This window comes from Bradyrhizobium sp. SZCCHNRI1029 (genome assembly GCF_032487555.1).
GTDB lineage: Bacteria > Pseudomonadota > Alphaproteobacteria > Rhizobiales > Xanthobacteraceae > Bradyrhizobium.
In genome coordinates this window covers 327432-342542 of sequence record NZ_JAUEUK010000004.1, presented here as the reverse complement: position 1 = coordinate 342542, position 15111 = coordinate 327432, and the positions used below count along the sequence as shown (strand labels likewise).

Here is a 15111-nt window from a genome sequence, read left to right as displayed (position 1 = left end):
GGCGCGGCCACGTCAGCCCGAGCTGATCAGTTGGATGGCTATGAGATCGATCGGATCAGATGCGTCCGAGCAGGACGAGAATCAGCACGATGACGATGATCAGGCCGAGGCCGCCGCCGCCGTAGTAGCCGGTGCCGTAGAACGGACCGCCGCCGATGCCGGAAAAGCCGCCGAGCAGGGCGATGATGAGAATGATGAGGATGATAGTTCCGATGGACATGTGCTTCCCTCCAGTGCCCGGCAGCGGGGCGACAACGTGCTCTGCCTTCGCCGAGGAAACTGGTTGGAACTTCGAAAGTTCCGCGTGGGAACAAGTAAAATGCAGCGTGTGTCTTTGCGGTCGTAGTCACCGATGACTACGTAGAGAGGGTTGTTAGTCAGGAGATCGCGATGTCAAGACCGCTTGTCGTTTCCATTCCGCATCGCCTCGGCAAGGACGAGGCCGTGCGCCGGCTCCAGGCCGGTCTCAGCCGCGCCGCGACCAGCGTTCCGGTCCTGAAGGTCGACGAAGAGCGCTGGGAGGGCGACAAGATGATCTTTCGCGTTCGCGCGCTCGGTCAGGCGGCCTCGGGCCATGTCGACGTCGCCGACGATCACGTGCGTGTCGAGGTCGTGCTGCCCTGGCTGCTGCAGCGCTTTGCCGAGGTGGCGCAATCCGCGATCCGCAGCCGCGGCCAGCTGCTGTTGACGAAGAAGAGCTGATCAGGTCGGCGCCGCTGCTGTCCGACGTCGACCAGGCGGGTGGGCTGCCGCGTCGGTCCGCGCCGGGATCGCCGCTGCAGGCAAATGCGTGAAGATGGAGGACACCGCCAGGATGCCGTCCTGCATGTCTGCCGGTATGTAGCCGCGGGCATGAACCTCGGCGTCGAAACCATCTGCGTGGGGCCACACCCGGCCACCGTCGGTGAAGGGTGCAAAGTTGCGCACAGTGACGACGACGACGGCGTCCCGCCCACGCCGCCGTGCGAAGGCAATGACGTGATCGGCATGACGTCCGCTCACCTCGAGCGGCTCGTAGGAGCCGTCGGTGAACACGGCGGGCATCTGGTTGCGAAGCTTCAGCAGCTCCCGCGTCCAGGCGAGCTTGATGCGGCCGTCCGGCCAATGGTCCGCGAGGTGGGCCCAGTCGGGAGTCTCGCACGCACGCAGCGCGTGCTCACGCGCGGCGAAATCGACCGGGCGGCGGTTGTCCGGATCGACCATCGAAAGGTCCCAGAACTCGGTGCCCTGATAGAAATCCGGCACGCCGGGCATCGTCGCCTTCAGCGTGAGCTGGGTCAGCGAGTTCAGCGCGCCGAGCAAAGCGAGTCGCCTGGAAAGCGTCTCCAGCGACTGCAGGAACTCGGGCGAGCGCTCGCGATCCAGGATGCGGTCGATGAAGGCGCGCAGGCCGTTCTCATAGGCCTCGTTCGGATTGAGCCAGCTGGTCTCCTCCTTGCCCTCGCGCGCGGCCTTCAGCGCATAGGCCTGCAGCCGCTCGGGCAGGGTGCCATCGGTGCCGCTTGCCGGCCAGATGCCGACGAGTGTCTGATACAGCATGTATTCGAACGCCGCCGAGGGCGCGCGCATCTTGCCATCCGTGATGACGTGCGGCGCGTTCAAGGTCTTCCAGCGCGCCATTGCGGACGTCCAATCGTTGGGCAGCTCGGTGATGGCGGCGAGCCGCGTGCGCGCATCCTCGCCGCGCTTGGTGTCGTGGGTAGCAGTGGCGGTCATGCCGTGCGGCCAATGCCTGCCGCGGTCCCGCATCAGCTTGTGGAAGTCGGCGATCGCCAGAGCATGCGCCGCTGGATCGCCACCGACCTCGTTGAGCGCGAGCAGTCGGTGGAAGCGGTAGAAGGCGGTGTCCTCCAGCGACTTCGCCATCATCGGCCCGGTGAGCTGCTGCACCTTGAGGGCGAAGCGGCGCACACGCGGGACGCTGTGGTTGGTGCTGCGGTCGCGCTTGATGAGATCCATGGTCAGCGCATCGCGCAGGAACTCGAAGATCGAGCCGTCGGAGGCGAACCATTCGGCCCGGGCGCCTGCGATGGCGTGGTCGATCAGCTTGCGGTCGGTCTCGGTCGGGCCGGCTGTGGTGAGATAGGTGCGATAGACCGGGAAGTGAAGAACATACAGCTCGAGCGCCTGGCGCAGGATGTCTTCCGAATAGTCGCGCGTCGAGTAGTGGCCGTTGGCGATGCGCGCCAGCAGGCGGGTCAGCACGGTGAACTCGCTGGTCAGCAGCGTCTCCAGCACGCGCCGCTTGGCCTCCTTGATCACAGGCGCGAGCTTCGGCGGCTTGTTGCTGATCTGGCGCCAGATCTCGTCCAAGGGCTCCAGACCTTTGCCGTCGATCAGCACCTGGGTGATGACGTTCATCCACTCGTAGCCGGTGGTGCCGTGCACGCCGGCAAAACCCGGCAGCTTCTCGTGCTCGCAGAGAATCTTCTCGATGACGACGTAGAACGGCCCGGCTGCGGGCCCCCGAGCGTCGCGGATCAGCCGGCGCAGGCGCTGAAAATATTGTGCGGGATCGCGCAGGCCATCGATATGGTCGAGCCGCAGACCCTGCAACTGACCATCCGCGATCAGCTTCTTGACCAGCCGGTGGATAGCCTCGAACGTGCCGGCGTCCTCGACGCGCAGGCCCGCCAGCGTGTTGACGTCGAAGAAGCGGCGGTAGTTGATGTCGCTGGACGCAAGCCGCCAATGGCCGAGCTTGTAGTGCTGTCGCTCCAGCAGATGATGCAGAGCGAGCGTCTGCGCACCACGGTCGGGGCCGGCCTTATAGGCCGCGATCCCCTGGGCAATGACGTCGGCCGCGCCGGGAATGGCCTTGAGGGCCGCCTTGAACGCCGGCGCTTCCTTGCGGTTCGGATGGCGCAAGCCGCGATAGCGCGACGCCAGGTCGAGAATCGCCTTGCCGGCCTCGCTGCTCTCCTCACCGGCCTCCTTGACGATGATGCGCAATACCTCGCCGTAGCGCTCCGGCGCGATCGGCAACCGATGCTCGAAGTACCAGCAGGAGAACGAGCCTTCGTCCGGGTCATAGCGCAGCTCGATGTCGCCATGTTCGAGCGCGTGGCCGTAGGAGGTGCCGATGATCGGCAGCAGCACGCCGCCGCGCGCGCGGTACGGCAACTGGTCCCAGTCGATGTCGAACGAGGCGGCGTGCGGCGAAGCCTGGCCCCATTCGAGCACGTCGAGCCACCACGGATTGTCGTCGAAATGCACGCCGACATGGTTCGGCACGAAGTCGAGGATGAGGCCGAGATCGTACTGCTTCAGCGCCGCGCTCAGTTTCGCAAAGCCGTCCTCGCCGCCGAGCTCGGGATTGAGCTTGGAATGATCGGTGATGTCGTAGCCATGCGTCGAGCCCTTCCGCGCCGTCATGAAGGGCGAAGCGTAGACGTGGCTGATGCCCAGCGCCTTCAGATATGGCAAGACGCGTGCGGCCGATTCGAAGTTGAAATCACCCGTGAGCTGCAGGCGATAGGTCGCGAGGGGAATGGCCGGAGGCATGCTATCCCCCGATGCTCCAGAACACCGACCACGGCGGCAGGCGGTCTCCAGGCGTGTCGCCCCAGATCGGGGTGCCCGGGACGCCGGTCGGCGAAGCCGCGAGCTCCTTGTCGGAGACGTTGGCAAGCAGATTTAGCCGGCTGCCATCGCCCATCAGCCAATGCGCGCTCAGGCGACCGTCATCGGTCACGTCCGCCTCGCCGAATTTCGCTCCCGGAAGCCGCGGCGCAACCTCCTTGTGACGCACCGCAAGGAGCGCGCGCACCAGCGCGAGACGCTCGCGCCCCGGCGACTCATTGCGGGAGTCCCAGTCGATGATTGCGGACTGGAAGGTTTCGATGTCGAGCGGATCGGGAACCTCGTCGCCATATTTGGCGTACGCCCACTCGTACTCCCTGCGGCGTCCGTTGCGCACGGCATGCGCGAGGTCGCCCTGGAAGTCGCAGAAGAACGGGAACGGCTGCTTCGAGCCCCATTCCTCGCCCATGTACAGCATCGGGACGGTGGGCGCGAGCAGCGTCACCGCGAGTGCCGCCGCGATCCCTTCCGGCGACGCCAGCGCCTCCAGGCGGTCGCCGAACACGCGGTTGCCGATCTGGTCGTGGTTCTGCAGGAAGTTGACGAACGCGCCGGGGGCCAGATGACCGCTCGGCTCGCCCCGCGGATCGCCGCCCCAGAATGCCGCGGGTTCGCCTTGGTAGACGAAGCCGGAGGCGAGCGCGCGAGCGAGATCGCGGCGCGGCGCCTGCTGGTAGTCGCCGTAATAGCCGCCGCTCTCGCCGGTCAGGATCACGTGCCAGGCGTGATGATAGTCGTCGTTCCACTGCGCGCGAAATTTGCCGCGCGGCGGCTCCTCTGCGGAATCCAACATGCTGGCGCGGTTGTCGCCGTTTTCGAGCACGAGATGGATGTGCCGCCCGGTTGCTTCGACCAGCTTGCCCACGGCGGCACTGAGATCGTGCAGCATCGGAATCTCACCCTCGTTGGACAGGATGTGATTCACGGCGTCGAAGCGCAGGCCGTCGAAGCGATAGTCCGTCAGCCAATGCAACGCGTTCTGAATCGCGAAGGCGCGCACTTCGGAGAGCCGGTAGTCGATTGCGCTGCCCCACGGCGTATGCGCGTCGGTGAAGAAGGTCGGCGCATAGCGGCCGATGTAGTTTCCCTCCGGGCCGAAGTGATTGTAGACGACGTCGAGAAACACCATGATGCCACGCAGATGCGCCTCGTCGATCAGCGCGCGCAGATCATCGGGACGCCCATAGACGCTGTCCGGCGCGTAGAGCAGCACGCCGTCATAGCCCCAGTTGCGGGAGCCGGCGAAGTCCGCCAGCGGCATCAGTTCGAGCGCGGTGATGCCGGTTTCAACGAGATGATCGAGCTTGTCGATCATTGCGCGGTAGGTGCCTTCCGTCGTGAAGGTGCCGACATGGCTTTCGAGGAACACGGCATCCTGCCATGGACGACCGCGCCAGTTTTCGGAGCGCCAGGTGTAGGCACGGTGGTCGATGATTTCGCTCGGGCCGGAGACATCCTCCGGCTGGAAATCCGAGCCGGGATCTGGAACGTCGAGCTCATCGTCAATACGGAACTTATACCGCGTGCCGGCGCCGGCGCCGGCGACGTCGAGCGAATACCAACCGCCATCCCCGCGTTGCATCTCATGCTTGACGTCGAGGATCAGATCGACGCGCCTGGCGGCGGGCGCCCACAGCCGGAACGTCGTGCCGTCCTGCGTGAGCCGAGGTCCGAATTGACGGCCGTTCATGACTGGCCCGCATACGCCAGCACGGAGCGGGACGGGGCCTTGAGGTCCGCACCGGACGCGAAATCGATCGGCGTCTGCTGGGCTTCGGTGGTGTTCAGGACCTGTTGCCACGTCTTGTACTCGGCAAGCTTGGGCAATTTGAATCCGATCTCTTCGGGGGCCGCGTTCAGAACGATAAAGATCGGAGCCTGTTCCTGTTCCACCGGAGCGAGCACATAGGCGAGAAATCGTCCGTCGGGAAAGGTCCAGTCGGTTTGCGTCATCTCCTCCGCCGAAGGCGTCAGCCACAGCACGCCGAAGCTGCCGTCCGGGCGGCGGCCATCGAGCCAGCGGCGTGCGCGAATCTGGCCGAAGCGGCGGCGCAGCTCGGTCATGTGCGCGATGAAGTCGATGAGATCATCGCCCTCGCGGCCCATGCCGCTCCAGTCCACCCAGCCGACCTCGTTGTCCTGGCAATAGGCGTTGTTGTTGCCATGCTGCGAGTTGCCGACCTCGTCGCCTGCGAGCAGCAGCGGCAGGCCCTGTGCGAGGAACAGACAGGCGAGCTGGTTCTTGCGCGACTGCCGCCGCAGCGCCGTGATCGTCACGTCGTCGGTCGGCCCCTCATGACCGAAATTGTTGCTGTGGTTGTCGTTGGAGCCGTCGCGATTGTCCTCGCCGTTCGCTTCATTGTGCTTGCTGTTGTAGCTGAAGAGATCGGCCAGCGTGAACCCGTCATGGACGGTGACGTGATTAACGCTGGCGCGCTGGGTGCGGCCGTCATGGTTGAAGATGTCGGACGAGCCGGTCATGCGGCTCGACACCTCGCCGATCAGGCTGCCTTCGCCACTCCAGTAGCGACGCATGGCGCTACGATAGCGGTCGTTCCATTCGGACCATTGCGAGGGGAATGCGCCGACCTGATAGCCGCCGAGACCGACGTCCCAGGGCTCAGCGACCAGCTTGACGCTCGCCAGCACCGGGTCCTGGCGGATCGCGGTGAGAAAGCCGCTGCGCCGGTCGAAGCCGTGCTTCTCGCGCGCCAGGGTGGTGGCAAGGTCGAAGCGGAAGCCGTCGACGTGGCAGACCTCGACCCAGTAGCGCAGCGAGTCCATCACCATCTGGAGCACACGCGGATGCGTCAGGTTAACGGACGAGCCGCAGCCGGTGAAATCGTCGTAGAAGCGCGGATTGTCGGGCTTCAGCCAGTAGTAGGACGCGTTGTCGATGCCGCGATAGCACAGGGTGGGTCCGAGATGGTTGCCCTCGGCGGTATGGTTGTAGACGACGTCGAGCATGACCTCTATGCTGGCATCGTGCAGCCTTGCCACCGTCGTCCGGAAGGCATCGAGCGGATTGTCCTGCGCGTAGCGAAGCTCCGGCGCGAAGAACGAGATCGTGTTGTAGCCCCAGTAGTTGACCAGCTTCTTCTCGACCAGCATGCGGTCGTCGATGAAGGCGTGGATGGGAAGCAGCTCGATCGTCGTGACGCCGAGCCGCTTCAGATGCTTGATCATCGCCGGCGACGACAGCCCGCCATAGGTGCCGCGCAGATTGGGTGGGACGTCGTCGCGCTTGTTGGTCAGGCCCTTGACATGGGCCTCGTAGATGATCGTGTCCTCCCACGGGATCTGCGGCCGCATTTCGCGCCGGCCCCAGTTGAAGGTCTCGTCGATGACGACAGCCTTGGGCATGCCGCGGGCGTTGTCGCGCCGGTCGAACGAGAGATCCTCGCGCGGCGAGCCGGCGCGGTAGGCGAAATGGGCGTCGCTCCAGACCAGCCGGCCGGCGAGCCGCTTGGCATAGGGGTCGAGCAGCAGCTTGTTGGCATTGAAGCGGTGGCCCTGCTCCGGCTCGTAAGGACCGTAGACACGGTAGCCATAGAGCTGCCCCGGCGAGACATCGTTGAGATAGCCGTGCCAGACATCCTCCGTCCGCTCCGGCAGTTCGATGCGCTCGATCTCGCGCCGGCCCTGGCTGTCGAACAGGCAGAGCTCGACCTTCTCGGCATTGGCGGAGAACAGGGCAAAATTGGTCCCCCGTCCGTCCCAGGTTGCTCCGAGACGGGCGTGGCTTCCAGCGGCCAGGCGCATTGCGTCAGGCTTCCGGGAGGAGAAATACCGCTGCCATGGGCGGGAGGATGAGGTTGAGCTGGTGTTCTTCAGAGGCATGGACCTGGCCGACGTTGCCGACATTGCTGCCGCCATAATGCAGGGAGTCGGAATTGAAAGCTTCCCTCCATCTGCCGCCGAACGGCACGCGGACCCGGTAATTGTAATACACGTTGGGCGAAAAGTTCACGACCACGACGCAGCGCGCGTGCTCATCGAAGCCCTTGCGCACCCAGGCGAAGACGTTTCGGTCGGAGTCGTCGGTCATCAACCACTCGAAGCCGTCCGGCTCGCAGTCCCGCTCATGCAGCGCCGGCACGTTGCGGTAGAGGTGGTTGAGGTCGCGGATCAGGGCCTGGATGCCGGCATATTTGGCGTCGCCGAGCAGATGCCAGTCGAGCGAGGCATCGTGATTCCACTCGCGCTCCTGGGCGAGCTCGCAGCCCATGAACAGGAGCTTCTTGCCGGGATGCCCGAACATGAAGCTGTAGTACGCACGCAGGTTGGCAAAACGCTGCCAGTCGTCGCCCGGCATCCGGCCAAGGATGGAGCGCTTGCCGTGCACGACCTCGTCATGCGACAGCGGCAGGATGAAGTTTTCCGAAAAGGCGTAGTGCAGGCCGAACAGGATCTCGCCGTGGTGATATTTGCGGTGGATCGGGTCCTTGCTGATGTAGCGCAAGGTGTCGTGCATCCAGCCCATGTTCCACTTGTAGCCGAAACCGAGCCCGCCCATGTCGACCGGGCGAGACACCTGCGGCCACGCCGTGGATTCCTCGGCAGCCGTCGTCGCCTGCGGGAAATGGCCGAACACGTCGATATTGGTCCGGCGCAGAAACTCGATGGCCTCGAGGTTCTCGCGCCCGCCATATTTGTTCGGAATCCAGCCACCGGACGGACGGCTGTAGTCGAGATAGAGCATCGAGGCTACGGCGTCGACGCGCAGACCGTCGATGCCGTAGCGCTCCAGCCAGAACAGCGCGTTCGAGCGCAGGAAATTGGCGACTTCGGTGCGGCCGTAATTGTAGATCAGCGTGCCCCAGTCGAGATGCCGGCCCTGCATCGGGTTGGCGTGCTCGTACAGCGCGGTGCCGTCGAAATGGCCGAGGCCGTGCGGATCATCCGGGAAATGGCCCGGCACCCAGTCGAGCCACACCGCGAGGCCCTCGCGGTGGCACGCATCAACCAGCGCACAGAAGTCCTCAGGACTGCCGAAGCGGCTGGTCGGCGCGAACAGGCCGGTCGGCTGATAGCCCCAGGAGCCGTCGAACGGATGCTCGCTGACCGGCAGGAATTCGATGTGCGTGAAGCCCATGTCGCGTGCATAGGCCGGCAGTTGCTCGGCGAGTTCGCGATAGGTCAGCCACTGGTTATTGTCCTTGCGCCGCCACGAGCCGAGATGCACCTCATAGATCGAGACCGGCCTGTTCAGCTTGTTGATGTCATGCGGCGCGGGCCGAGGTCGCGGCAGGCTGGACTCGTCGACCACGATCGATGCGGTCTTGGGACGCATCTCGGCCGCGAAGGCCATCGGGTCCGATTTCAGCGGCAGGTGCTCGCCCTGCGGGCCGATGATGTCGAACTTGTAGTGGTCGCCGGCCCTGGCGCGGGGAATGAACAGCTCCCAGTAGCCGTTGCCGCGGACCCGCATCGGGTGGCGCCGCGCATTCCAGAAGTTGAAATCGCCGACCACGCTGACGCGACGCGCGTTCGGCGCGAGCACGACGAATCCGACGCCGTCGACGCCGTCGAGCACCATTGGATGCGCGCCGAGCTTGTCATAGAGCCGCTCATGATTGCCTTCGCCGAGCAGATGCAGGTCGAAGTCGCTCAGGATCGGCAGGAAACGATAAGGATCCTCGAGGTCGGTGACGTGGTCGCCGAATGTCGCCCGAAGCCGATAGCGCTGCAGCGAGGGCATGGTCCCGGTGAACAGGCCGGCATCATGGATGCGCGTCAGCGCGACGACGTCGCCGTGCTCCCCGACCACCTCGACGCGGGAGGCCTCGGGCAGGAACGCGCGCACGACGGCCCGCCCGTCGACATTGTGCTGACCGAGATAGCGAAACGGGTCGGCATGCCGACCTTCGATTATCGCAAACGCCTCGGGAGAAAGATGGGTCATGAGGACTCGCTGGCTGATGCTGGCTCGGACAGGACGCGAAGCAGGTTGCTCAATGCGATGCGCAACCAGTCCGGCCGGTGAGCCAGATCATATTCGAGCGCTCCGAGGGCTTTTTCCAGCATGAAAAAGTTAAGGAGCGCCTCCGCCGTATGCGGATCGTCCGGCCAGAGGCGCTGACTGGCCTTGATCTCGCGATAGCCAGCCAAGAAGGCGGTCGCGGCCTGGTCGCGCCATTCCGACAGCGCGGCGGCGATACGGCCGTGATCGTCCTGGCTCGCCCTCAGGGCGCGCTCCTGGGCGACGCGGACCGAGCAATCGATCGAGCGCAGGAAGCCTGCGATGTCGCGCGCCGGCGGCGCCTTGCGCCGACGCTCGGCAAGCGGCTGCTCCTCGTCACCGTCGAAGTCGATGATGAAAATGTCGTCCTTGACGATGAGGATCTGGCCGAGATGGAAATCGCCATGCAGCCGGATGTCGCAGCCGCCGATATAGTGCGGGATCAGGCTGCTGAGGCGCTCCGACAGCTCGCCGCGCCTGGCGAGCACCTGGTCGACCAGCCCTCGTTCCGGATCCTTGAGGTGATCGCGGCGCTCGCTCAGGCCCGTGAGGATCCGGTCAGCCTGGCCGCGCAGCCGGTCGATCCAGTGATCGAGATGATCTGCGTTCGTGGGCTCGGGCGCGAAATCGACGATGTCGCTGCGCGAGGCGAGCGCCGCATGCAACTCGCCGACGCGACGGCCTGCCTGCGCCATGTAGCGCAGATAGGGCGACAGCTCCTCGCTCTGCCGCTCGTCGCCGCTCGCGGCGAACACGCGCTGGTCGTCGACGTAGCGATCGAGATAGGCGGCGCTGACGGTCCAGCCGTCGCCCTGGTTCTCGACGAAGCCGTGGACGCAGCCGACGGTCTGCCGCTCGCCCTCCTGGATCACCTCGACACTGCCGAGCAGCGGCGGGACATTGGCGAAGCCTACGGTTTCCGTGAGGAAACCGCCGATCTCGATCTCCGGGTGCGGACCAGCCTCCAGCTCGCGGCGGAGCTTGATGAAGAACTCGTTGTTGACCACCGCCTTGCTGCTGCAGCGGTCGGTCTCGACCACGCGCACCTGTTCCGATTCGCGGATCTGCTTGTCGGGAAACCGCGACGTCGGCCGGAATTCGAGGCGCACCCCGTTTTCCTCGACCGTCAACGCTTGCTTCAGATTGTGCAGGAGCAGCGCAAGAAAGATCGGGCTCGTCGCTGCATCGAGCAGCGTTCCCTCGCGGGCGCCCTGGCGCACGGCGGCGAAGGCCTGCGGATTGTAGCGATCGCGATCGAAACGCACCCACTCGATCTGCATCGGCAGCAGATAGCGCCGCTTCTCGTCGCGCTCGGCGGCCTTGAAGAAGATCAGCCAGGGCCGGTTGTCGCCGATGTCGCAGAACGGGATCGCCGAGGTCAGCGTCGGATGGATCGCGTCCGCCGAGCGCTCGGGGTACCATCGTGCGCGCGCCAGATGACCGGGCAGAACGTCGCGTTCGAACACGCTGCGAGTGCGAGCCAGCGATACCCAGGTCGAGCCGAGCGGCACGACCAGCGTCTCGAACTCCGGTACCGCGCGCTGGATGATGGGCTCCGACTTCTCGCGCTCCTTGAGCTGGAACCAGTAGAATCCGTAGGGCGCGAGCGTGATCATGTAAGGCAGCTCGCCGATGGCGGGAAAGCGCGAGCGGCCGAGCATTTCGATCGGGACGCGATCCTTGAACGGCGAGAGATCGAGCTCGGTCGCCTGCGCCGAGCGCGACAGGTTGGCGACGCAGAGGATGACCTCGTCCTTGTATTGGCGGACATAGGCCAGAACCGACCGGTTGGCCGGGCGGATGAAGGTCATGGTGCCCCTGCCGAAGGCCAGCGTCGACTTGCGCACCGAGATCAGCTTCTTGGTGGCGTTCAAAAGCGACGACAGGCTGCGCGACTGCGCCTCGACATTGACCGCCTCGTAGCCGTACACCGGGTCCATGATCATCGGCGCGTAGAGCCGCGCCGGGTCGGCGCGCGAGAAGCCCCCATTGCGGTCGGGCGTCCATTGCATCGGCGTTCGTACGCCGTTGCGGTCGCCGAGATAGATGTTGTCACCCATCCCGATCTCGTCGCCGTAATAGATGATCGGCGTGCCGGGGAACGACATCAGCAGCGAGTTCATCAGCTCGATCTTGCGCCGGTCGTTGTCCATCAGCGGCGCGAGGCGGCGGCGGATGCCGACATTGATGCGCGCACGCGGATCGTTGGCGTAGGTCGACCACAGATAGTCGCGCTCGACGTCGGTCACCATCTCCAGCGTCAGCTCGTCATGATTGCGCAGGAACAGCGCCCATTGGCAGGTCGCGGGAATGTCGGGCGTCTGGCGCAGGATGTCGGTGATCGGGAAGCGGTCCTCCTGGGCGATCGCCATGTAGATGCGCGGCATCAGCGGGAAGTGGTAGGCCATGTGGCACTCGTCGCCCTGGCCGAAATACTCCTGCACGTCCTCGGGCCACTGGTTGGCCTCGGCCAGCAGCAGCTTATCCTTGGCGTAACTGTCGAGCTCGACACGCAGGCGCTTGATGATCGCATGCGTCTCCGGGAGGTTCTCGTTGTTGGTGCCGTCGCGTTCGCAGAGATAGGGAATGGCGTCGAGCCGGAAGCCGTCGACGCCGGCATCGAGCCAGCGCTTCATCACCTGGACGATCGCGTTGACCACGCGTGGATTGTCGAAGTTGAGGTCCGGCTGGTGCGAGAAGAAGCGGTGCCAGTAGAACTGGCCGGCCTCCGGATCCCAGGTCCAGTTGGACTTCTCGGTATCGGTGAAGATGATTCGGGTGCCGAGATATTTCTGGTCGGTGTCGCTCCAGACGTACCAGTTGCGGGCGCTGGAGCCGGGCGGGCTGCGCCGGGCGCGCTTGAACCAGTGATGCTGGTCGGAGGTGTGGTTGACGACGAGTTCGGTGATCACCCGCAGGCCGCGCCGCTTGGCTTCCTGGATGAAGCGCTTGAACTCCTTCATCGTCCCGAAATCGGGATTGATGCTGCCGTAATCGGCGATGTCGTAACCGTCGTCGCGGCCGGGCGAGGGGTAGAACGGCAACAGCCACAGCGTGGTGACGCCGAGGTCCTGCAGATAGTCCAGCTTGTCGGTCAGGCCGGCGAAGTCGCCGACGCCGTCATTGTTGCTGTCGGCGAACGCCTTGACGTGCAGCTGATAGATGATCGCGTCCTTGTACCAGAGACCGTCGCCGTCGGGCTCGGTCTGCAGGCTGGGCGAATCCAGGGATGACATCAGGTTCATGAGGCCCTCACCTAGGAGAGAGGATGATGATGCGGCTGCGATCGGAGGCGTCTCGAAAGATGTCTCGGCCTCGACAGATGCGGCTCTCCTCAAAAGAGGGCAGAATAGGGGAGAAAGCGTCTTTGAGGGCGACGCTCTCGAACGTGTGCGCAAATTTGTTCACGGTGATGCCATTGACAATAAAACGGCGTCCCGGTTCGCTAGAAACCGAGACGACCCCAATTACAAAGCCGCAAGGCTCGTTTTGTTCCCCGGGGAACGACGGCCTTGCCGCGGCGTTAGGGGCTTATCCTCTTGCCGTCCCACAACAATTTTACGACGTACGACTTGCCGTTACGTCCAGATCGCGTGCCGAATGGATCTCTACAGCGAAGCCCATAGTCTCGGAATCCTGACAGAATTCTACGATGGTCAGGGGCACCGTCGTGTGACCGACGAAGCGGCCCTCAAGATCATCGTGGAGGCCTTTCCCCGGCCCACGCCGCATCGGCTGCTGAGCGATGCGGTGGTGATTCGCTCTGGGCAGCCCGCGCGCAGCCGCCTGACCGAGGCGGCGAAGCTGCCGGTCAGGTGGACCATCAGGCGTGGCGACGCTGAGATCGCGAAGGGAGACGCCGGCGAGGCCCTGGTCGAGTGGCCGGGTGATCTGCCGGTCGGCAGCTACCGCCTCGAGCTGGTGGATGCGTCGTCGTACCGCGAGGAGCTGCCGCTGCTCGTCGCACCGGCGAAGGCCTTCGCCGGTGATTTCGACCGCGTCTGGCTGCTGGCGGTCCAGCTCTACGGCATTCGATCCGGCCGCAACTGGGGCATGGGCGATTTCACCGACCTTGCCAATCTCATCACGCTTTGCGCCGAACTCGGCGCCGATGGCGTCGGCCTCAATCCGTTGCACGCGCTGTTCGACGATCGGCCGGGCGATTTCAGCCCTTATGCGCCGAACAGCCGGCTGTTCCTGAATGCGCTCTATGTCGATGTCGAGCAGGCCCCGGGCTTCGCGAAGGGGCCCGGCAGCAAGGTGCTGGAGCCGCTGCGGCAGGCCGAGCTGGTGGACTACAAGGGTGTGGCGGCGTTGAAATGGCCGGCCCTGCGTGCCGCCTTCGACGCTTTCATGGCTGCGCCCGACGCCGCGGCCGCTGCGGAGTTCAAGGCCTATCGGGCCGAGCGTGGCGAGCTGCTGGCCCGCTTCACCTGCTTCGAGGTGTTGCGGCATCGCTTCCAGAAGCCCTGGTGGGACTGGCCCGAGGAGTGGCGGCAGCCCGATGCTGCGCGCTGCGCGGCGCTGCTCAGCGGCCCCGACCGGAGGGAGGCCGAGTTCATCGCCTATGTGCAATGGCTCGCCGAGCGACAATTGCGCCATTGCCGGGATCTCGCGCATCGGCTGGGAATGAAGGTCGGCTTGTATCTCGACGTCGCGGTCGGCGTTCAATCCGACGGCTTCGATGCCTGGAACGAGCAGGGCGCCATTTCGCGCACGCTCTCGGTTGGGGCGCCCCCCGATCCCTTGAACACGGTCGGGCAGAACTGGGGGCTCGCCGGGTTCAACGCGCCCGGACTGGCGCTGAAGAATTTCGAGCCGTTCCGGGAGATGGTTCGGGCGTCGATGCGGCATGCCGGCGCGATCCGGCTCGACCATGTGCTCGGTTTGAAGCGACTCTATCTGGTGCCGCACGGATTTCCGGCCAAGCAGGGCGCGTACGTGCAGATGCCGTTCGAGGCGCTGTTGGCCGCGACCGTCATCGAGAGCGTCGCCAATGAATGCATCGTCATCGGCGAGGATCTCGGCACCGTGCCGGAGGGCTTTCGCGAACAGATGGCCGATTGGGGATTGTGGTCCTACAAGGTGATGATCTTCGAACGCGACGACAACGGCCGCTTCCGCGATGTCGACTTCTATCCGCCGAACGCGCTGGTGACGCTGAATACCCACGACCTCTCGACCTACGCCGGCTGGCGCTCGTTCGGCGATCTCAAGACCAAACGCGGGCTGGGCATCGATCCCGGTGAAAGCGACCAGGATCGCTGGGATGCGTTGGGGCTCTGGGACGAGGTGCTCCGCCAACACGGCATTCAAGCCAACGACGTCCACTCAGCGATCGCCTTCCTGTCGCGGACGCGGTCCCGGCTGCTGGTGATTTCCCTGGAGGATCTGCTGGAGGTGGTCGATCAGCCCAATATTCCCGGCACGATCGACGAGCATCCGAACTGGCGCCGCAAGATGCCGATCAAGCTCGAGGACATCGCCGGTGCGACCAGCGTCGCGGCGTTGAAGGCGGCGACCGCCGAACGGATCAGCCCGGCCGGCGTTTAGAACGGGGGGATTGC

General features: G+C 64.8%; 8 protein-coding genes. 2 read left to right on the top strand and 6 right to left on the bottom strand.

Annotation, left to right across the window (positions count from 1 at the left end; translation table 11 throughout):
• Positions 1-55: 55 nt before the first annotated feature.
• Positions 56-220: a DUF3309 family protein gene (locus tag QW861_RS13775; protein ID WP_006614022.1), complete on the bottom strand. Its 165-nt coding sequence runs from the start codon at positions 218-220 to the stop codon at positions 56-58.
• 170 nt (positions 221-390) lie between these two features.
• Between QW861_RS13775 and QW861_RS13770 the strand changes: the two genes are divergently transcribed.
• Complete coding sequence (locus tag QW861_RS13770) at positions 391-702, top strand: polyhydroxyalkanoic acid system family protein (protein ID WP_316172481.1); 312 nt, start codon at positions 391-393, stop codon at positions 700-702.
• Here QW861_RS13770 and treY read toward each other — a convergent pair whose 3' ends face one another.
• From treY to treS, 5 genes are read right to left on the bottom strand one after another with little or no spacing between them, the layout of a single operon-like run.
• A complete protein-coding gene (gene treY, locus QW861_RS13765; protein WP_316172480.1) occupies positions 703-3504 on the bottom strand; it encodes a malto-oligosyltrehalose synthase in 2802 nt (933 codons plus the stop codon). It lies immediately after the preceding gene.
• Between the two features lies 1 nt (position 3505).
• Entirely contained in the window at positions 3506-5272 is a 1767-nt protein-coding gene (gene treZ / locus QW861_RS13760; protein WP_316172479.1) for a malto-oligosyltrehalose trehalohydrolase, read from the bottom strand.
• Positions 5269-7344 (bottom strand): glycogen debranching protein GlgX, encoded by a 2076-nt coding sequence (glgX, locus tag QW861_RS13755; protein WP_316193165.1) that lies wholly within the window; start codon positions 7342-7344, stop codon positions 5269-5271. The genes treZ and glgX overlap by 4 nt, the downstream gene beginning before the upstream one ends.
• Positions 7345-7348: 4 nt before the next feature.
• Positions 7349-9487, bottom strand: coding sequence for a 1,4-alpha-glucan branching protein GlgB (glgB, locus tag QW861_RS13750; RefSeq protein ID WP_316193164.1), 2139 nt, complete (start codon positions 9485-9487; stop codon positions 7349-7351).
• On the bottom strand, positions 9484-12789 hold the full coding sequence (treS, locus tag QW861_RS13745; RefSeq protein WP_316193163.1) for a maltose alpha-D-glucosyltransferase: 3306 nt from the start codon (positions 12787-12789) through the stop codon (positions 9484-9486). Before treS ends, glgB begins: the two co-directional genes overlap by 4 nt.
• A 355-nt stretch (positions 12790-13144) precedes the next feature.
• Here treS and malQ point away from each other — a divergent pair, with 355 nt between their 5' ends.
• A complete protein-coding gene (malQ, locus tag QW861_RS13740; RefSeq protein WP_316193229.1) occupies positions 13145-15097 on the top strand; it encodes a 4-alpha-glucanotransferase in 1953 nt (650 codons plus the stop codon).
• Positions 15098-15111 lie beyond the last annotated feature (14 nt).